We start from the raw sequence: 20,126 nt of genomic DNA, 5'->3' as shown, positions 1-20,126 counted from the left end.
ATCAACTTAGCTAAATGTGAGGTCGAGTATAACACTAGGAAGGAAGATGAACATGAATAGCAAAAGTGTAGAGATTGGATTACTTTTCTCAAGGATTATGATCGGTTTGATCTTTGTATTGCACGGCTGGAGTAAATTCGAAGGTGGAATCAGTGGTACAGTAGGTTTCTTCGAAAGTATCGGTATTCCCGGATTTCTTGCATCCGTTGTAGCCATCATTGAGTTGGTGGGTGGTGCGGCGATGATTTTGGGCCTGGGAACACGGGTGTTTGCAGCCCTGTTCGTCATCGTTATGGTTGGAGTTCTGTTTACAGCCAAAATGGGTGAGCCGTTCCTGAGTGGTACCGAGTTAGATTACCTGCTGCTGGCTGGTTCCCTGACACTGCTCTTCACAGGAAGCCGCTTCCTGGCTGTGGATTATCTTATCTCCAGACAGGGGAACGCTCGTCAGAATGTGAGTGCTTGAATCCAATAACCATTGATTAAAAAAATATTGAAGTGCGGGATTAATCCTGCAATGAGGCTCTCTATGGCCAGCCTGGTTTCGAAGCTGTATTCGCGAACCGGGCTGATCGGTAGAGAGCTTTTTTCAAACGCAACAGCCTTTTTGCCTTATTTGGACGACAAGCCTATGGTTTGATACAATGAGAATAAGTGTGCTACTAAGAAAAAATAAGGAGGATGAATTTATGATTAACGTCATTCCATCCGATGCCCGCTCCAGCTTTGACCGAGGCTGGCTTCGTGGCAGTCACAGCTTTTCCTTTGGAGAATACCAAGACCCGGAGAATACCTCGTTTGGACCGATGCGGGTCGCGAACGACGATGTGATCGCGCCTGGTCGCGGTTTTGGGGCTCACCCGCATAGTGACATGGAGATTGTATCCATCGTGCTGAACGGCAAGCTGCGACATGAAGATAACCTGGGTAATGTAGCCGTTACAGGCTTTGGTGGTATTCAGCGGATGTCAGCAGGCAGTGGCATGATTCATACCGAGCATAATGCATCCGATACCGAAGAAGTACGTTTGCTTCAGCTCTGGTTCATGCCACAGACGAAAGGGTTGCAGCCCTCCTACGAGACCACATCATTTGATCCAGCGGCATTGGCAGGAGCGCTTGTACCTATTGTATCGCCAGATGGGGGACCAAGAATGGCAACCATTCATCAAGATATGACGATCTACCTCAGCCGATTGGCCAAAGACGAGACGTTAACCTTTAATCAGGATACGGGACGTCGCATGTACATTTTCTCCATCGAAGGAACGTTGGGATTGAATGGAGAGTACCTGTTGAATGAAGGCGACACGGCTCGTGTGGAACAATGCAGTTCAATAGAGCTGCAAGCAAACGAAGATACGTTCTATATGATCATTGATTTGCCGTAGATGGGTGTTGGAATAAACTCCAAGAACAGAGGAGGATTATACGTATGGCGCAGCAGGAATGGTTTATGGTTAAGCATGCGGTGACTGGACAAGGATTGGCTAATAGCAAAATAGATGCACTGTCCTATCGGTTCCAACAGGAGGGCACAGGTTTCGTATTTACCGTGACGGGTCTGGACGAGCAGACCGTGGAACAGATCCTGGAGCTCAGACAGGAACTGAACGTATTTCGATTCGTCCAACGCAAGGCTCAGCCCCTTTTGAAGCATTGGTACTATGTAGAGGGTGAGCGGGTAGCGTATGACGGGGAGAGTCACACGCTAAGTATCTATGCGAAGTCGGAAATTCGTTATGTCCCTGATGATTATTTTGCCGATTAACTTATAAGTCACTATAGAATTTGGAACATCCCAGAAGGTCTCTGTGAATACAGAGGCCTTTTTGCTGTCTGGATTCGGAGAATGCATTCTTAATTTTGCAAAAAGGACCACATAATTCCCTGCTGTCTGGCACAAGCTACCTTGTATAAAAAACAGAACGGAGGGACGGCATATGGCAGACAAAACATCAGGGAAAGACAAGTCCAGAACTTCGGGACCAGCTTCAGAAGAAAAAAAACATGTTCCTCTGGGACTGCCGTCCCCGCCTTTTCTGCGGCAGCCGATCAGCGCAGTACATGAAACTCAGATTCAGGCGATAAAGGAGATCTTCTCCGATTGCTCGGATGTGGTTTTCCGTAATGTCATGATCACGCCTGAAGTGAAAGGGCTGCTGGTATACATCGAAGGCATTGTTAATTCGGCTGATATTCAGGATCACATGCTGCGTCCGATCATTCGTGGATTGATACAGCAACGTACAGATGAACCTGATGTTCCACTGGATGATACTCGCGTAGAGCTGACGCAGGTGAAGCGAGTTGAAACTTGGGCTGCTGCGACAGAAGGTATCCTTGCATCCTCCGCACTTCTGGTGGTCGATGGAAGTGCCGAAGCCTGGATGTTCAATGTCAAAGGTGGCGCAAGACGCGGTGTGGAGGAACCTCAGACGGAATCTGTCATTCGGGGGCCACGGGAAGGATTTACGGAAACGTTACGAGTGAACACAGCATTATTACGCTTCAAATTGAAGACACCTGCCCTCAAGATGGTGAGCATGACGCTGGGTACCGAAACCAAAACGGATATCGTTCTGACTTACTTGGAAGGGATCGCGGATCCAAAGCTGGTCCAAGACGTTAAGGAACGCCTGGAAAAGATCAAAATTGACAGCATTCTGGAAACAGGATATATCGAGGAGTTAATTGAGGACCATCCGTATTCTCCCTTTCCCCAGATGCACTATTCGGAGCGACCGGATACGGTAGCAGGCAATCTACTAGAAGGGCGAATTACCATAATGGTCGATGGTACGCCATTTGCGCTGATTGCCCCTGTTACGATGTGGCAGATGCTTCAAGCCAGCGAGGATTATTATGAGCGATTCTTTATCAGTAATCTTGTGCGCTGGATTCGCTTTTTGTTCGTAGCCATTGCGTTATTCCTGCCAGCACTGTACATCGCTATTACGACATTTCATCAGGATATGCTGCCAACCACATTGATACTGAGTATCGCCGGAGCACGGGAAGCCATTCCTTTTCCGGCACTGGTTGAAGCTCTCATCATGGAGCTATCCTTCGAGGCACTTCGTGAAGCAGGAGTCAGGTTGCCGAAAACGGTTGGACAGGCCGTCAGTATCTTGGGTGCACTTGTAATTGGGCAGGCAGCCGTTCAGGCAGGGATTGTATCTGCACCGATGGTTATTATCGTATCCATGACAGGTATCGCTTCCTTTACGATTCCGCGGTTTAACTTTGCGATTACCGTTCGTCTATTACGTTTTCCGATCATGTTACTGGCTGGCATGTTCGGACTGTATGGCATCGTGATCGGTCTGGTCCTGATTTCGGTGCATCTGACCCAGATGACTTCATTTGGTGTGCCTTATCTGTCGGGTCTTAGCCCTTACAGTAAAACGGATACCAAGGATATTCTCATTCGTGTGCCGTGGTGGAAAATGATCAATCGTCCATCTACCGTCCATGATAACCAGAAACGGATGAATGAGAAGATTAATGGTTCCCCCGAAGCAGAGGAAGGGTGGTAAACACATGCAGTTCATACTTAAGTATCGCGCAGTGGCTGTACTGCTGTTATGTACTGTTCTAATCTCGGGCTGTTGGGATCGTGAAGAGATTAATGATGTCGCCTTTGTGATCGGAATCGCGATTGATAAGGAGAAGGATAACTACAGGTCCAGCTTGCAGATTGCGCTTCCTGGACAATCCGGTTCTGCCGGGAGTGAAGGAGGAGGAGGGGGCACAAGTGGTGATAAATCTTGGTTCATATTGTCCAATACAGCCAAAACCTTTCACGGAACATCTCTTGAAGGGCAAAAGGCGCTCTCACGCAGAATATATTACGCTCATCGTCGTACTCTGCTCATCGGTGAGGATTTGGCGAGGGAGGGCGTTGCCCCTATGCTGGATTTGATGACACGTTACCCGCTCAATCGTTTCTCAGCTTTGCCGGTTGTGACAAGAGGAGAAGCATATAAGGTCTTGGATACTGATGCACCCATAGAAAAATTTCCATCTGAGATGGTGCGGGAATTGTGTTTTTTAAATATGCGAAATCCCCGCTCACTCAAGACGTTTATAGATTCCATTCTTAGCGAAGGCGTAGATCCTTTTCTGCCCATAGCTTCGGTTGTTGACACTGTGCCGAAGAACTGGAAGGACCCCAAAACGAACATCAAGATGGATGGATTGGCCATTTTCAAGAAAGACAAGATGGTAGGCATGATCGACAAAACACCGGCAGATGCACTGATTCTGGCCATGGGTGAGGCCAATGCGCCAGAGGTTATAGTCGAGGCTCCACGGGGAGAAGGAGATATATTCATTAAACTGAACGAGAACAATTCTTCGCTGCATCCCAGTGTCAAGAATGACAAGGTTAAGGTGAACATTCAACTGTACGCCAAGGGAGTTATCGTGGATAACGAATCGAATTACGGTGACCGGCGAGAGGAAGAGATATTGAAGTTAAATGATGCCATCCACAAGAAAATAAAGTCAGACATTGAGGAAGGCGTCCGATTGGTTCAGCAGAAGTATCATGCCGATATTCTTGGAATCGGTCGATCTATCCATCAGCACCTGCCTGCGGAATGGGACAAGATGAAGGATCGATGGGATGTCATTTATCCTGAAGTTGAGGTAACCGTTATTCCCCATGTCATTATTGAAAATGTAGGAGTGATCAATAAACCGATCGGTGTCATAGAGGAGGAGGTCGTACATGATTAAACCGCTTTTATTTACCTATCTGGGCATGGCAATTGTGTTCATCTTGATGGATTTCAGACATATGAAACAGGCAGCAGCCATTAATCGCTGGATATCCTATGGTCTGATTGCATTGGGAACGGGCATTTGGTTCTATGTCAGTCACTTGAGTAAAACGCAATATGTCACGGTATGGATAAGCCATGTTATTCAGCGATTTTTACCTTTACCATAGATTGCAGATAAGGGAGTATGCAGATTGCAGAATGAATGACGGAAAGGAGGTATTGTATGAATCAGAGTGTGACTCATCGGCAGATCGTGCTGCTCGTGCTGCTACTCAGTATTACAGGTACGCTGATTCAGCCTCACGCGCAGGCCATTTCCAACGCGAAGCAGCATGCCTATCTCTCATATGTGCCCGTTGTTCTTGTGATGATGGCGTCTCTATGGTTGATAAGTCGGGTCCAGCGGCGATTTCCCGATCAGGATCTGTTCGAATCCCTTATTCAGCGATTCCCGTTTTTGGGGAGAGTAATGGGATTGCTGTACATTCTATTTTTTTTCTTCGTTTTTGCAAGAGATATCCGACTATCGGGTGACTATGTAAGTATAACGCTACTGGAGAACACACCCATTTCCATTATTGTATTATCTCTGGTGGTCATGGGGGTCTTTATCGTTCGAGGTGGACTGGGTTCTTTAATCGGAATGGCGGAGTTGTATGTTACCCTGTTTCTGCTGATCTCGGTGATTATACCTTTCATGCTTATTCAGCAGGTAAATATGGATAATCTCATGCCTTATTTTCATGTTGATGTTGCAGGAGTAAGCAAGGGGAGTTGGTACATATTTTCTTTTTATGGAGAGATGATTGCATTGCCGTTTGTAGTCAAGGGAAGCGATTTTCGTTTCAAGTCAATTCTATGGGGAATTATCCTCTCGGCACTGCTCATGATGCTGATTATTGTGGAAACTATCACTTCTATTGGCGTTCCTATTGCTTCGAGATTGGTATATCCTTCGTATGAGCTGGCACGACAACTACAAATTAGTGACTTTCTGGACCGGTTTGACCTGGCACTGGCAGCAGTAACCATGCCGACCATGATCACGAAGATTGCATTTGATCTATACTTTGTCTGCTGGGGACTGAAGCGGATGATCCCGAAAGTGTCGGGAAAGATGATGACGGGCCCGGTCGCCTTGGTCGGATTCGTATGTGCTTTCTGGTTCTTCCGAAACGCGATTCAGCTCAATCGTTTTACCCGGGAATGGACATGGATCGCCATTGTGTTTGAGGTGCTGTTTCCGATCGTGCTGTTTCTGTTTCTTCGTCCTCGCAAAAAGGATACCGATGAATCTTCCGAACAGAAATCTGGAGAGCAATCCAAGCGAGAAAAGCAGGAAAAGGAGCAGAAATCGGCTGATTCAGGAAAGGATGGGGAGAAGAGACGGAAGGATTCCCATGGTGGGGAGCTCCAGCCTTCCTGATGCAAACCATCAAAAATCGTTATAGATAAATGGACAGAAACACGTTGAACACCGTTTCCCTTCACTGCAGTACCCTGTATACTGTAGTCAGACTGATGAACATTCGGCTGAACTAACGGGGGGAACATGAATGGCTCAACATTTGGCAGGTGTACGTGTAGCATTGACAGGACCACGAAAGTCGAAAGAGATGTCCTTACTGGTTGAAAAAATGGGTGGAATTCCGCTTGTGCGACCGGCACAGGGAACGGTATTTCTGGATGATCGGAATATCAGGGATGGTCTGGTATCCTGGATCTCGGACCCGCCAGACTGGGCGGTATTGACCACTGGCATGGGTCTGGACGCGTTGTTTGAAATGGCTGAGGATATGGAAGTCGCGGGAAAACTACTGGATGCGCTGTCGGAATCCTCAATTGCGGCCAGAGGATACAAGACGGTGAATGCACTGAGAAAGCGCAAGTTAACGCCGTTAGTACGGGATGACGATGGCAGCACGGACGGGCTCATTCGTGAATTCGCCCCACATGATCTCGCAGGGAAAAAGGTGATGTTGCAGCTTCATGGGGAGACAGCTCCCAAACTCGTTGCATGGTTAGAGGAACAAGGAGCAATCGTGCGCCAAGTGCTTCCTTACCGCCATGTACCACCGGAAGAGGCTGAACTGGAACAGCTTTTGAATGAGATTGTACAGTACGAGATAGATGCTGTTGCTTTCACAAGTGGACCACAGGTTAGATTTCTGACGCAATATGCGGCATCGCAGAATAAGCTCGAACCGATGCTGGAAGCTTTCAGACAAGGTGTAATCCCTGCGTCTGTGGGTAAAGTGACGGCAAATTCGATGCGAGAAGAAGGTATTGAGGCGCTGGTGATTCCGGAGGAAGAGAAAATGGGCGCACTCATCGTTGAACTAGGGCGTTACTTCGCAGCCGGACATGCGGACAAGATCCGCAAGTAGCAGCAAAAAACAGTCGAGCAATGAGTCTAAACGAATTCAATCCTTAGGCAATTTGATGATTCTAACCGAGTTGTATATGCATATGTTATTCCGGGTTCTGATCTTATTTTTGGATCAGGACTTTTTTCTGTTTTGTCTGAAAATAGAAGAAGAGACAAGTATCATAAGCATGGACATTATTTCCTGACCGGTGTTATTATGAAGACAATATTGAATGAAAACAAGCAAGGTGCTCTTGCGTAAAGCAAGAGGTAACAGGGAATCGGGTGAAAGTCCCGAGCGGTCCCGCCACTGTAATGGTGAAGCCCTTTTTGATCCAAGTCACTCGCATAGCCGGGGAAGACAGAAAAGGAAGCTGATGATCCAGAGCCAGGAGACCTACCTTGCATGTGTCACCGAACCCTTCGCGGAAAGGAATGGTGTACGAAGAATCAGGAATTGGGCGAACAAGCGGTTCGCCCGGCTGGCCCCCTTGGGCCACATAGTCACAGGATTACCCTCTGGGAGTCTGGGACTGTGTTCTTGAGTGTACGTACATGCGTATCCCATCCGTTATAAGGATGGGATTTTTTTGTTTTTACATGAAAGTGATATCTCTACGATCTCCAGTTTTGTGTTGGAAAAATAGTGGCAGAGGAATAGATCAGTTAGCTCACGCAGCTGGTTTATAAGACCTGGGTTCGATGAACAGAGTTAACAGAGCTAGGAATTGAACACGCTTAACAGTTGGGGAGAAGGTCGGCATAGCCGTCCTTCTTCACTGTTTAATCCGTACGACTAGTGTGATGAAGGAGGAGAAGAAATGCAAGGTCAAGGCAAGCTGCTAATTATCGGGTTCGGTCCGGGGGCGATGGAACACATCACGAAGCGGGCACTCGAAGCACTTCAGGAGAGTGAGGTCATTATCGGATATAACACTTACGTGGATCTCATCCGACCTCTGTTGAATGGGCAAGCGATTGTACGTACGGGGATGACAGAGGAAGTAAGCCGTGCGCAAGAAGCGGTCCGACAGGCGGAGATGGGCAAGATTGTCGCGGTAATCTCCAGTGGTGACGCGGGCGTATATGGTATGGCAGGTCTGGTATACGAGGTTCTGATGGAGCAAGGCTGGAAGCCGGATACGGGTGTTGCGGTTGAAGTCATTCCGGGCGTATCGGCCATTCAGTCATGTGCTTCTCTACTGGGAGCCCCCGTCATGCATGATGCATGTACGATCAGCCTCAGTGATCACCTTACGCCGTGGGAGACCATTATTCGCAGGGTCGAAGCCGCAGCGTCAGCTGATTTTGTCATTGCCCTCTACAATCCACGCAGTGGGCGGCGTACACGCCAGATCGTGGAGACACAGGAAATGATCCTGCGTTATCGTGACCCACAGACACCGGTAGGTCTGGTGAAGAGTGCATATCGTGAGCGTCAGGACGTTGTCATGACCACACTGGAGGATATGCTGAATCATGATATCGGCATGCTGACGACCGTGATTATCGGCAACTCCTCGACCATGATGTACGAAGGACTCATGGTCACCCCGCGCGGGTATCAGCGGAAATATACGCTGAATACCGCGGAACAGTCGCTCAGACCCCATGAGCGACTGCGCACGGAAGCCGAGCCATGGTCGCTCGGCGCAAGGGAAGCCCGCGCTGCCGCCTCCGGCGAGGCAGCGGGCGAGAGCGCGGCCAGCGATGCATTGGCCGCGCAGCCACAGGCGGAGCCAGCCCTGCGCGGCGCAAGCGCCGGAGCGGGCATGGCCCCGCAAGGGCAGCCGCCCGCTGGCGCCGGGGCTGCTGCCGCTATGCCTGCGGCAAGCCCAGCCGGCAGCGCTGGCACCGCCGTGCTTGCCGGCGAGCGACCTGCTTTCGCGGCGGCAGAGGCCGCTCCGCGCAGGGTCGCAGAAGCGCCACGCGCCGGCGCAGCTGCGCTCGCCGCCGAGGCGCTGACGCGGCTCGCGGCAGGCGGAGCGCTCGCGAGCGAATCGGCGAGCCGCTGGCTGGAAGCAGCAGCGCCAAGCCACACGGCAAGTGCGCCACAGGCTGCGACCGCAACGGCGGTACGCACCGCGCCCGAGCCTGGGCGCAAGGCGCCGCTGTTCGAAGTTGGCGTGTCGCCCGGCGTGGGCAACAAGAAATTCACTGCCGCCCAGATGGCGCTGCTGGCGCAGTGTGCAAGTGAAGACGGCGAACTGGAGTATACGCCGGAGCACCAGATCATTTTGAGAGTGCCGACCTTTGAACCGGACTCGCTGGTAGAAGAGCTGCGTGCAGCGAATTTTATCGTTGTCCCGATTGGAGATGTCATCAAGGTGAAGGCCTGTGACTTCTGCAACATGGAGAAGGATGATGCCGTCCCGATGGCTAACCATCTGCAGGCGGTGATCGGCGGACTGGGTGCACCCAAAGAAACGAGTGTGGCACTGAATGGCTGCGGCATGGCATGTTATGGGGCAGTGCTGGAGGATATCGGCATCGTGTATCGCAAAGGTGCATATGACCTGTTCCTCGGCGGCAAGAAGTTCGGTCGCAATGCTCACCCTGCCCAGCCCGTAGCGGAGGGAATTCCGGGTGACCAGATTGGTGGGATTGTGGAACGCATTGTGGCGGATTACAAGGAAAAAGGCCATCCGAACGAGCGTTTCCACAAATTCTTTAAGCGGGTCGGCGTGATTCAGGGCTTCCGCCATGTGGATGCACCGGTCACTGTGGAAGTAAACCCGATATGTGGTGACTAAGACTCGATTAAGTCCCTGACTGAATCGGTCCCTGCGTGGAGGTTTACGTTGTCAGAAATTATTTAATATTTTGCAATCTTTGCTGGATTTTAGCTGACATAGATGGATTGATGTATCGAATGGAATGCCAGAAGAATGAATATGAAAAGCCTGATCTGTAGGTCAGGCGGGGGAGGAATAACAAAAGATGGATGCAATATTGTTGGTGGGACACGGGAGTCGTGATCCCGAGGGGAACCGGGAACTGAAGGAGTTCGCAAATGAGGTGGCAGCGAAGGCACCGGAGATTACGTTAGTGGAGACCTGTTTTCTGGAGTTAACGAGACCGAGTATTGCCGAAGGCGTTACTGCTTGTGTGGATCGGGGGGCAACACGTGTCGTGTTGGTGCCGATCATTCTGTTTGCTGCCGGCCATGCCAAGATTGATATTCCTAATGCCATTGACCGTGCCAAGGCACGTTATCCGCAGGTGGAATTCGTATATGGTCGTCCTATCGGTGTTCATGAGAAAGTCGTTCAAATCATGCAGACCCGTCTGCAAGAAGCCCAGCCTGTACTTGTGGCATCCCAAGGCGGAACAGCAGTAGCAGCTCCACCTGTTCCGGTGACGGATGAGGAGACCGCAGTATTGGTGCTTGGACGGGGGAGCAGTGACCCGGATGCCAACAGTGACTTTTTCAAAATGACCCGGATGTTATGGGAGAAACTACCCTACAAGTGGACGGAAAGTAGCTTTATCGGCGTGACTCAGCCCTCATTCCCGGATGGATTAGAGCGCTGTCTGCTGCTGGGTGCGAAGAAAATCATTATCATGCCTTATTTCCTGTTCACAGGTGTACTGATCAAGCGCATTGATGAAATGACTGCGGAATTTGCAGCGGCACATCCAGACATTCAGGTCGAGGTTGGTGGATATTTCGGATTTCACCCGAAGCTGGTTGAACTCGTACTGGAGCGGGCCCATGAGGGGCTATACGGACGTGTAACAGCCAACTGTGACAACTGCCAATTCAGACTGGAAGCAGCCAAACACCATCACCACCATCATGATCACGACCATGGGCATGACCATGATCATCACCACGATCACGACCACGATCACCATCAGGAACACAACCATGCGCACAGTCACGATCATTCAGACCATGATCACTCCCATCATCATGATAAGCATGACCATCTGCACGTACATACACACGATGAACACACGCATAAGCATGACCACGATCATGATCACACTCATGCTGCCGTCGATCGTGAAGCATCACTCGATTATCATCATGATCACGATGGAGAGCTGCATCATACGCATCACGAGCACGAAGGAACCGTACAGGAAGATGCTTCTCCCGATCAGGCTGAGGTTGCGGCAACTTTAGAGCAGGTGAATCGTCCATGATCTTCATGTTGTGTGGTACGAGTGATGCAAGGGAACTGGCTTTACAGATTCAGCAGCAAGGTGCAGACGTGCTGACTTCTGTTGTAACCGACAGTGCGGCGAATAGCCTGACCGAAGCTGGATTACCCGTTCGCACAGGCCGTTTGACAGTAGAGGCAATGGTCGAACTGGTACGTGAAAAAGGTAGCCGTGCCATCGTGGATGCAAGTCATCCGTTTGCCGAAGAAGCACATGCCAATGCAATGGAAGCAGCGAAACAGGCAGGTATTCCATACATTCGTTATGAACGGACAGGCCTGGCGTACGATGATCATGCGTTACTTCATGTGGTATCTTCCTACGATGAAGCAGCACTCAAGGCCAAAGAGCTGAAGGGCTCCGTCATGCTCACCACAGGTAGCAAAACGTTGCAGATCTTCACTAAGCACCTGCTCGGTGATCCGGACATTCGTCTCGTTGCCCGCATGCTTCCACGTCTCGACAATATGGAGAAATGCGGTGAGCTTGGCGTGGAACAGCGCAATATTATTGCGATGCAGGGACCTTTTTCCCGTGAAATGAATGAAGCCTTGTACAAGCACTATGCGACGACTGTAATGGTTACCAAGGAGAGCGGCAAGACCGGAGCGGTGGATGAGAAAATCCAATCTGCACTGGAGCTGGGCATTCATGTTGTGCTGATTTCACGCCCCGAGGCTGAATTTGGGACGGTGTTTGATCATTTTGAAGGTGTACTGGATGAGTTGAAGCGCGTATTGGTGCAGTAGAACACCCCGATAGTCTTAATTTGAATAACGAATATTTGAATGACACCACTACTTGAAGGAGTGAAATGCATATGGATTTCAAAACGGAATTTAAACCGTTGACCGTACAACCACAGGAGATTGAGGGCAAAAGCTTTGAGATGATCACGGAGGAACTGGGTGAGCATCCTTTCACGGATGAGCAATATCCCGTGGTACAGCGTGTTATTCACGCCTCGGCTGATTTCGAACTGGGCCGTAGCATGGTGTTCCATCCGGATGCCATTCAAGCAGGTATTGCAGCACTCCGCGCCGGCCAATCTGTCATTGCGGATGTTCAGATGATTCAAGCTGGCGTAAGCAAGGATCGCATTCGCGGTTTCGGCGGAGATGTGCACGTACATATTTCGGATCCAGATGTGATGGAGGAGGCAAAGCGCCTTAACACTACTCGGGCAATTATCTCGACGCGTAAAGCAAATCAATTGTACGAAGGCGGGATTTACGCCATTGGTAACGCACCAACAGCACTGCTGGAATTGATCCGTTTAGTCAAAGAAGGCGAAGCCAAACCGGGCTTGATCATCGGTATGCCAGTTGGATTCGTATCCGCAGCCGAGTCCAAAGACGAGCTGCGCAAACTCGACATCCCGTTTATCACCAACATCGGCCGTAAAGGCGGAAGCACCATCGTCGTAGCGGCTCTGAACGCCATCTCCCTGATGGCAGTAAAGGCTTAATCATTATGTAACCGCCCATAAGGTATTGGCCAGCGTTAACGAACCGTATAGATCTTATATTGTGGATTATCATCCATTTCATATTTTAACGAACCTAAGTAACGCTATCCCGGTGAAAAACGCCAAAAAGCGTTGGAAACATCGTCTTTTTAATAAAATAACGTCACTACGATTCGTTACAATTTTCGTATGTGGAATATGGCCCTAATAGCGTCTTCTCGGTTCGTAAAAAGGTAGATGTCATCGAAAAGGCATACATCCATGTTCGCATGACTGAAACGAATTTCATGGGTAAGCTTGGTTCACCGTTATAAGGTGGTTAATCCCCAAGTATCGCTCATCTGCAAAAATGAATAGCAGACGCACAAGCACAAAACTGCGTAACTACATTCCATGCCAAGTTTTAGTGGCGTGGAATGATCAGTTACCCAAAACAAACCTCAGGGCATAGTTTAGCCCAAGAGGTGGCACTGCGCACTGTGCCAGGTGGATGCAGAAGCAGGAAGCAGCGAAGGGGACGGAATCGATTCTGAAGAAGCGAAGCGGTCGCCTTTGTCTCCGGATTTCTCCCTTTAGAATAGGGAATCAAAGAAATCTGGAGACAACAGCGATCATAAGAACGATCCGTACCCGTAGCGGCCACCCAAGCGCCCAAAGCCACCACCCACGCACGCAGCGTAATGCAACCTAACTAACAAAGGACGGGAGGTTCAAAACCCATGATAGGCGGCAATACCCCAGACCCCGACAAACCAATGCGTTCCGGCTTCACCACAGGAGCGTGCGCGACAGCCGTTGCCAAGGGAGCAACGCAACTCCTGTTAACAGGTGTTACGCCGGCACAGGCCGTGGTTTCATTGCCCGCGGGCTTTGACCACTCGTTCGAACTGATCGAGCAGGAACTGACCGATGGCGTAGCGACCTGTGCCACCATCAAGGACGCGGGGGATGACCCGGACGCCACACATCGGGCGAAGATCATCGCGCATGTGTCGTGGCGAGACGAGCCCGGCATGGAGCTGGATGGGGGAATCGGCGTAGGCCGAGTCACGAAGCCCGGACTGCCCGTGCCTGTAGGCGAAGCGGCAATCAACCCCGTTCCGCGCCGCATGATTACCGAAGCGGTTACCCAGGTGCTTGCCGAACATGGCACAGCCAGAGGGGTGCGGGTCGTGATCAGCGTGCCGGAAGGCGAAGAGATCGCCAAGAAGACCCTGAATTCCCGGCTCGGTATTCTGGGTGGTATCTCCATCTTGGGTACACGAGGCGTGGTCGTTCCGTTCTCCACCTCTGCCTACAGAGCGAGTGTCGTACAAGCTATTTCCGTTGCTGAGGCATCGGGCTGTGAACATATTGTGCTGACGACGGGCGGTAGTAGCGAAAAATATGCGATGAAGATGATGCCCGAGTTGCCAGAGGAAGCCTTTATCCAGATGGGGGACTTTGTCGGATTTGCTATCAAACACGGTAAACGGCTGGGCATGAAACGGATTAGTCTGGTCGGAATGCCCGGCAAATTTGCCAAAGTGGCTCAAGGCGTCATGATGGTGCACTCCAAGAGTGCGCCGGTGGATTTTGGATTTCTTGCGTCTGTGGCCCGGGAGACCGGAGCCGGAGATGAACTGGCGCAAGCGATCGAGGAAGCCAACACGGCGACTCAGGTGGCAGATATGATGACTGAAGCGGGGTACTTGCCCTATTTTGAAAAGTTATGTACATATGCTTGCCAGCACTGTTTGGAACATGCGGGAGGCGGCATAACGGTGGAAGTGGTATTGGTCACGATGAAAGGAATGGAACTGGGGAGGGCGGAAATCAGTGAACTCGAAGACAGCAACTGGAGCAAAGAATCGTAAAATCCGCATTATCGGCGTGGGTGAAGAAGGCGCGGCAGGATTGACAACGGATAGCCTGAATCTCATTCAGGAGGCAGATGTACTTGTGGGCGGAGAGCGCCAGCTGGAGTATTTCCCGGCATTTGCGGGTGAGAAGTTAGCGATCAAGAGTGGTTTAAGCGATCTGGTTGTGAAAATAAAAGCGTTGCAGGCCGCACACAACGTCGTTGTGCTTGCCTCGGGAGACCCGCTGTTCTACGGCATCGCCGGGTATCTGGCGCGCAAATTAGGCCCGGATCAACTGGAGATCCGGCCTAATCTCAGTTCGCTGCAGCTGGCATTTGCCCAGCTTGGCGAGAGCTGGCACGATGCCGTGCTCGAAAGCGTGCACGGACGCCCGCTCAAGGGCCTCGCACAGCGCATCGATGGCAAAGCCAAAATTGCGCTGCTCACGGACGAGCACAACAGCCCCGCTGCGATCGGGGCATATCTGCAACAGTTCGGCATGACCGAGTATGATGCCTACGTTGCCGAGAACCTGGGCGGGGCAGACGAACGTGCCCGCCTTTACACCCTGGACGAGCTGGCGGCAGCAGAATGCGGCCCGCTGAACGTCGTGATTTTGCTGCGCCGCAAGGAGGCACCTGCGCCGCGCAGGGGATTCGGTTTTGCCGATGAGGAATTCCATCAGCGCAAACCGGAGAAAGGCCTGATCACCAAGCGTGAGGTCCGCGCATTCAGCTTGGCTGAACTGCGACTTGGCGTGGACAGCATTGTGTGGGATATCGGCGCTGGCTCAGGCTCGGTGGCGGTAGAATGCACGCGGCTCGCGCCGCAGGGACAAGTCTTCGCCATCGAAAAAAATGAAGGTGACCTCGTGAACATCGAGGCCAACCGGATCAAATTCCGGACAGACTTCACCGTCCTGCATGCCAAAGCACCAGCAGGGCTGGACGAACTACCGAATCCGGATGCGGTGTTCATTGGCGGCAGCGGCGGCGAACTCGCTCAGCTGATCGCCTTGTGTGCGTCCCGGCTGCGGCCAGAGGGACGCATCGTGGTGAATGCAGCGACCATCGAAACGCTGCATGACAGCATGAAGGCCATGCGCGAAGCGGGCCTGGAGGCATCCGTGACGTTACTTCAGACGGCGCGCAGCAAGCCGATCCTGAACATGACCCGTTTTGACGGATTGAATCCGATTTACGTGATCACAGGACAGCACGGAGTAACAGAGGAAGCGGAAGCTGGAGCGGCAGAATGACTTTTCAAGGACAGGACAAGGGGGGAAGCAACATGAGTACGGTAGCAGTAGGTACGCTGTATGGCGTGGGTGTCGGGCCGGGAGACCCGGAGCTGATTACCGTAAAGGCGTATCGGATGATCCGGGAATGTCCAGTGGTCGCTTATCCGAAGAAGCGCAAAGGCGGCAAATCATATGCCCACGAGATCGTGGAACTGTATGTGAACCCGGAAGAGAAAGAGATGCTCGGCCTGATCTTCCCGATGACCAAGGATCCGGTTGTGCTTGAACGTGAATGGGGCAAGACCGTTGAAGCATGCTGGGGAGCACTCAAGGAAGGCAAGGATGTAGCCTTTGTAACCGAGGGCGACCCGAACCTGTATAGCACATTTATTCATCTGGCACGGCTGATGCGAGAGCTGCATCCTGAAGTGCCGATTAGTTCGATTCCAGGCATCTCATCTGTATTGGGTGCAGCGGCAGCACTAGATATTCATCTGGCAGATGGAGACGAGCAGGTGGGCATTATTCCGGCTACGGCAGATAAAGAAGCGATGCGGCAGGCGATCGAGCACCACGATACGATTGTATTTATCAAAGTGGCGAAGGTGCTTGACCCGATGCTTGACTTGCTGGACGAGATGGGACTCGGCGGCAAAGCTTCGGTCGTTACCAAAGTCACTTCTCCATATGAACTGGTCTGGCGTGATGCCCGTGAACTGAAAGGGCAGGAGCTGGAATATCTGAGCCTGATGGTGGTGAGTAAATGAAGACATTGGAAGCGAAAGTCTACATTGTAGGTGCAGGCCCGGGTGACCCGGAACTGATTACCGTGAAAGGTTCGAACATTTTAAAGAATGCGGATATGGTGCTGTATACGGATTCACTCGTGAATGATGAACTGATTGCTACCGCGAAGCCCGAAGCAGAAGTGCTGCAAAGCTCTGGCATGGATCTGGAACGTCAGGTCGAGCTGATGTGTGAAGCCACTCGTGCGGGTCGTAGCGTAGCGCGTGTGCACACTGGTGATCCGGCGATGTACGGCGCGATTCTGGAACAAATGGTACTGCTGAAACAGCAGGGAGTGGAATATGAGATCATTCCGGGTGTAAGCTCCGTCTTTGCTTCGGCAGCTGCGCTGGGAGCTGAATTGACTGTACCGGAACTGACACAGACCGTAATTCTGACGCGTGCAGAAGGGCGCACACCTGTGCCTGAGCGGGAGAAGCTGCGTGATCTGGCATCACATCACTGTACGGTCGCGCTCTTCCTGAGTGCAACTTTGGCGAAAAAAGTCGTGGTTGAATTCCTCGCCGCAGGCTGGAGCGAAGATACGCCGGTTGCAGTGGTGCAGCGTGCGACATGGCCTGATCAGAAGATTGTACGGACCACGCTTGCCAACCTGGCAGCGGATCTGCGTGCCGCAGGCATTACAATGCATGCGATGATTCTGGCGGGCTGGGCGCTCGATCCCGACCTCGTGAACCGGGATGCCCACCGTTCCAAGCTGTACGATAAATCCTTCACTCATGGTTATCGCAAAGGAGTGAAGTCTGGTGAGTAATCCGTTTGCAGCCGTTGCCATCACGAAGCATGGCGTGGAGATGGTGCGTAATCTGGCGGGGCAGTTCCAAGGTACGGACGTGTATTATATGAGCAAGTTTGCTCGTGGGGATGAAGAGCAGTTGGGTTATGAGCTGTTCGAAGGCTCAGTGAAGCTGATTTTGCCTGATTTGTTCAAACGATATAATGGCATTATTCTGTTCATCTCCCTGGGTGCAGTTGTGCGTATGATCGCACCGATCTTGGTGGACAAAAAGGTCGATCCCGCCGTGCTGGTCATTGATGACCGCGGAGAGAACGTCATCAGTGTGCTGTCTGGTCACCTTGGCGGGGCGAATGAGTTGACTCGTCAGGTCGCAGAGGTGCTTGGCGCACGTGCTGTCATTACGACGGCTTCGGACGTGCAAGGTACCATTCCGGTGGATATGTTTGGCCGGGAGCTGGGTTGGATCGTGGATAGCTTCGACAAGGCGACACCTGTCAGTGCAGCTGTTGTGAACGAAGAGCCTGTAGCTCTCATTCAGGAGACAGGGGAGCGGAACTGGTGGAGATATAACAAACCAGTGCCGGATCATATTCGCGTCTTCAACACCCTGGAGGAAACGGAATCATTCCCGTTCAACGCTGCACTGGTCGTCAGTGACCGCTTGCTTTCGGCAGAAGAAGAGGAACGTTTTCTCACCAATGGCGTATTGTATCGTCCGAAAAGCCTCGTGCTCGGTATAGGCTGTAATCGCGGCACATCTGTAGAGGAATTGGAGCAGGAAGTCCTCGCCACCTTGGAGGATTTATCCCTCTCTGTGAAGAGCGTGCGCAACATTGCCACGATTGATCTGAAAAAGGATGAAGAAGGCCTGCTGGCTCTTTGCGCCAAATACGGCTGGGAACTCGTGACCTACACCCCTGCGGAGCTTAATACGGTGAAGCTTGCGAATCCATCCGAAACGGTATTCAAATATACCGGAGCATATGGCGTAAGTGAACCTGCGGCGTTGCTTTCGTCGGGAGCTGATCATTGGTTGCTGGAGAAGAAAAAGAGCGGCAATCTGACGATCTCCGTAGCACGGGTTTCATTCATTTCATGAATAAAAGTGAGCATTATCTTACCGCATCGCTATATGATGCGGTTTTGTTATATCGAAGAAAAGGTGGAATTGACAATGACCATTGCAAATCGTAACGCCAGACCCCGACTGATCATTGCAGGCACCGGAAGTGGTGCAGGGAAAACAACAGTAACTTTGGGGCTGATGAGAGCACTCGCCCAGCGTGGTTTGAGTGTACAAGGGTTCAAGTGCGGCCCGGACTATATTGATCCGACATATCATACCGCCGTGACGGGCAGGCCATCACGCAATCTGGATGCATGGATGACTTCCCCTGCGTATGTGAAGGATACGTTCGAGAAGGCATCGGCGGGGCATGATATTTCCATTATAGAAGGCGTTATGGGCCTCTACGATGGCAAAGATCCGCTCAGCAATACAGGCTCGACTGCAGAGATTGCTCTGGTCACGCAGACTCCTGTGATCCTGGTCGTGGATGTACGCAGCATGGCTCGCAGTGCGGCCGCGATCGTTCTTGGTTTTCAACAACTGGAGCCTAAATTAAATATTGCCGGAGTGATCGTCAACCGTTGTGGAAGTGCAGGGCATTATACCATGGTGAAAAAAGCCATTGAGCAGATGTGCGGCATTCCGGTGGTTGGCTGGCTGAAGCGGGACGAAGACATGTCCATCCCGGAGAGACATCTGGGGCTGGTGCCTGCCATTGAGCGCGGTGAACTGGAACCGTTATTTCAGCGGGCTGCCGATGTGTTAATGGAAGGCACCGATATGGATCTTCTGCTTGAATTGGCGGCAAGTGCCCCTTCGTTGAATCCAGAAGAAGTGATTCCTGTCACTACTACCCACACAGATTCGGCTGATGCTGAATCAGGCTCGAATTACGATTCACATTCCAATTCAGGGATCCACGTTAATAATCGACATGTATCATATGCGGTACAGCCTGTCATTGCCGTTGCGCGTGATGCGGCATTTAATTTCTATTATCCCGATAATCTGGAATTGCTCGAAGCAGCCGGGGCCCGATTACAATTCTTCAGTCCAATCGCTGGTGATTGTATTCCGGTTGAAGCAGATGGCATCTATTTGGGCGGCGGATTTCCAGAGGAATTTGCAGCAGTGATTGCAGGAAACCATGGTTTCCTGGGGGGGCTTCGTGAAGCAGCGCGTTCGAACATGCCTTTATTCGCAGAGTGTGGTGGCTACATGGTACTCGGGGAAACGTTGACTGACCGTGAGGGCGTTACTTTCGAGATGGCGGGCATTATCCCCGCACAGGTGCAGATGCAGAAGAAGCGAGCTGCCCTTGGTTACCGTGAAGCTAGTAGCGTTCAGGATTCCTTTTTGCTGAAAAAGGGTGAAGTACTTCGGGGTCATGAATTTCATTACTCCACGATGACCTATCGTGAAGAAGAAACGATTCCTTATGCGTATGAGACCAAGGGGTTGCGTAGCTTGAAGCAAGAAGGGTATGCCGCAGGAAACATCGTGGCGGGGTACACGCACGTTCATCTGGGATCTTACCCGGCAGCGGCTCGAAGATGGGTGGAACATTGTTTAGCCTATCGGCAGGAGCGATCTGGGTCAGGAATAATAACAGAGCAATAAACCGCTCAATTCAA

General features: G+C 51.3%; 18 protein-coding genes and 1 riboswitch. All 18 genes read left to right on the top strand.

What is annotated here, in order from left to right:
• The first annotated feature begins 52 nt into the window (after positions 1–52).
• The 18 genes from AC4G47_RS28355 to AC4G47_RS28270 all read left to right on the top strand — a co-directional run bounded on the left by AC4G47_RS28355 (position 53) and on the right by AC4G47_RS28270 (position 20,112).
• Positions 53–466 (top strand): DoxX family protein, encoded by a 414-nt coding sequence (locus tag AC4G47_RS28355; protein ID WP_458124422.1) that lies wholly within the window; start codon positions 53–55, stop codon positions 464–466.
• Between the two features lie 223 nt (positions 467–689).
• Positions 690–1,391, top strand: coding sequence for a pirin family protein (locus AC4G47_RS28350; protein ID WP_491103842.1), 702 nt, complete (start codon positions 690–692; stop codon positions 1,389–1,391).
• 44 nt (positions 1,392–1,435) lie between these two features.
• A complete protein-coding gene (locus AC4G47_RS28345) occupies positions 1,436–1,771 on the top strand; it encodes a hypothetical protein (RefSeq protein WP_491103841.1) in 336 nt (111 codons plus the stop codon).
• 172 nt (positions 1,772–1,943) lie between these two features.
• Complete coding sequence (locus AC4G47_RS28340; protein WP_491103840.1) at positions 1,944–3,539, top strand: spore germination protein; 1,596 nt, start codon at positions 1,944–1,946, stop codon at positions 3,537–3,539.
• 4 nt (positions 3,540–3,543) lie between these two features.
• Entirely contained in the window at positions 3,544–4,743 is a 1,200-nt protein-coding gene (locus AC4G47_RS28335; RefSeq protein WP_491103838.1) for a Ger(x)C family spore germination protein, read from the top strand.
• On the top strand, positions 4,736–4,957 hold the full coding sequence (locus AC4G47_RS28330; RefSeq protein WP_458124417.1) for a hypothetical protein: 222 nt from the start codon (positions 4,736–4,738) through the stop codon (positions 4,955–4,957). Before AC4G47_RS28335 ends, AC4G47_RS28330 begins: the two co-directional genes overlap by 8 nt.
• Positions 4,958–5,013: 56 nt before the next feature.
• Positions 5,014–6,216: a GerAB/ArcD/ProY family transporter gene (locus tag AC4G47_RS28325; protein ID WP_458124416.1), complete on the top strand. Its 1,203-nt coding sequence runs from the start codon at positions 5,014–5,016 to the stop codon at positions 6,214–6,216.
• A gap of 130 nt (positions 6,217–6,346) precedes the next feature.
• A complete protein-coding gene (locus AC4G47_RS28320) occupies positions 6,347–7,177 on the top strand; it encodes a uroporphyrinogen-III synthase (protein ID WP_491103837.1) in 831 nt (276 codons plus the stop codon).
• A 210-nt stretch (positions 7,178–7,387) separates the two neighbouring features.
• A riboswitch (cobalamin riboswitch) is annotated at positions 7,388–7,577 on the top strand.
• A gap of 402 nt (positions 7,578–7,979) precedes the next feature.
• On the top strand, positions 7,980–9,911 hold the full coding sequence (gene cobJ, locus AC4G47_RS28315; protein WP_491103836.1) for a precorrin-3B C(17)-methyltransferase: 1,932 nt from the start codon (positions 7,980–7,982) through the stop codon (positions 9,909–9,911).
• A 187-nt stretch (positions 9,912–10,098) separates the two neighbouring features.
• A complete protein-coding gene (locus AC4G47_RS28310) occupies positions 10,099–11,310 on the top strand; it encodes a sirohydrochlorin chelatase (RefSeq protein WP_491103835.1) in 1,212 nt (403 codons plus the stop codon).
• Positions 11,307–12,077 carry a precorrin-6A reductase gene (gene cobK, locus AC4G47_RS28305; protein WP_076332457.1) on the top strand — a complete coding sequence of 257 codons (771 nt, stop codon included), beginning with the start codon at positions 11,307–11,309 and terminating at the stop codon, positions 12,075–12,077. Before AC4G47_RS28310 ends, cobK begins: the two co-directional genes overlap by 4 nt.
• A 71-nt stretch (positions 12,078–12,148) precedes the next feature.
• Complete coding sequence (locus AC4G47_RS28300; RefSeq protein WP_062836865.1) at positions 12,149–12,796, top strand: precorrin-8X methylmutase; 648 nt, start codon at positions 12,149–12,151, stop codon at positions 12,794–12,796.
• A 719-nt stretch (positions 12,797–13,515) separates the two neighbouring features.
• Positions 13,516–14,652 carry a cobalt-precorrin-5B (C(1))-methyltransferase gene (locus AC4G47_RS28295; RefSeq protein ID WP_491103834.1) on the top strand — a complete coding sequence of 379 codons (1,137 nt, stop codon included), beginning with the start codon at positions 13,516–13,518 and terminating at the stop codon, positions 14,650–14,652.
• On the top strand, positions 14,615–15,895 hold the full coding sequence (cbiE, locus tag AC4G47_RS28290; protein WP_458124409.1) for a precorrin-6y C5,15-methyltransferase (decarboxylating) subunit CbiE: 1,281 nt from the start codon (positions 14,615–14,617) through the stop codon (positions 15,893–15,895). The genes AC4G47_RS28295 and cbiE overlap by 38 nt, the downstream gene beginning before the upstream one ends.
• 32 nt (positions 15,896–15,927) lie before the next feature.
• Positions 15,928–16,644, top strand: a complete 717-nt coding sequence (gene cobI, locus AC4G47_RS28285) for a precorrin-2 C(20)-methyltransferase (protein ID WP_491103833.1) — start codon at positions 15,928–15,930, stop codon at positions 16,642–16,644.
• Positions 16,641–17,438 (top strand): precorrin-4 C(11)-methyltransferase, encoded by a 798-nt coding sequence (gene cobM, locus AC4G47_RS28280; protein WP_458124407.1) that lies wholly within the window; start codon positions 16,641–16,643, stop codon positions 17,436–17,438. Before cobI ends, cobM begins: the two co-directional genes overlap by 4 nt.
• The gene (locus AC4G47_RS28275) at positions 17,431–18,522 is read left to right on the top strand and encodes a cobalt-precorrin 5A hydrolase (RefSeq protein ID WP_458124406.1); all 1,092 of its coding nucleotides are present in this window, start codon (positions 17,431–17,433) and stop codon (positions 18,520–18,522) included. Before cobM ends, AC4G47_RS28275 begins: the two co-directional genes overlap by 8 nt.
• Before the next feature lie 75 nt (positions 18,523–18,597).
• A complete protein-coding gene (locus AC4G47_RS28270) occupies positions 18,598–20,112 on the top strand; it encodes a cobyrinic acid a,c-diamide synthase CobB (RefSeq protein WP_491103831.1) in 1,515 nt (504 codons plus the stop codon).
• The last annotated feature ends 14 nt before the right edge of the window (positions 20,113–20,126 follow it).

This window comes from Paenibacillus sp. Negev47 (genome assembly GCF_058313655.1).
Note: the sequence above shows the minus strand (reverse complement) of the source record. Positions and strands in the feature narration are given on the sequence as shown.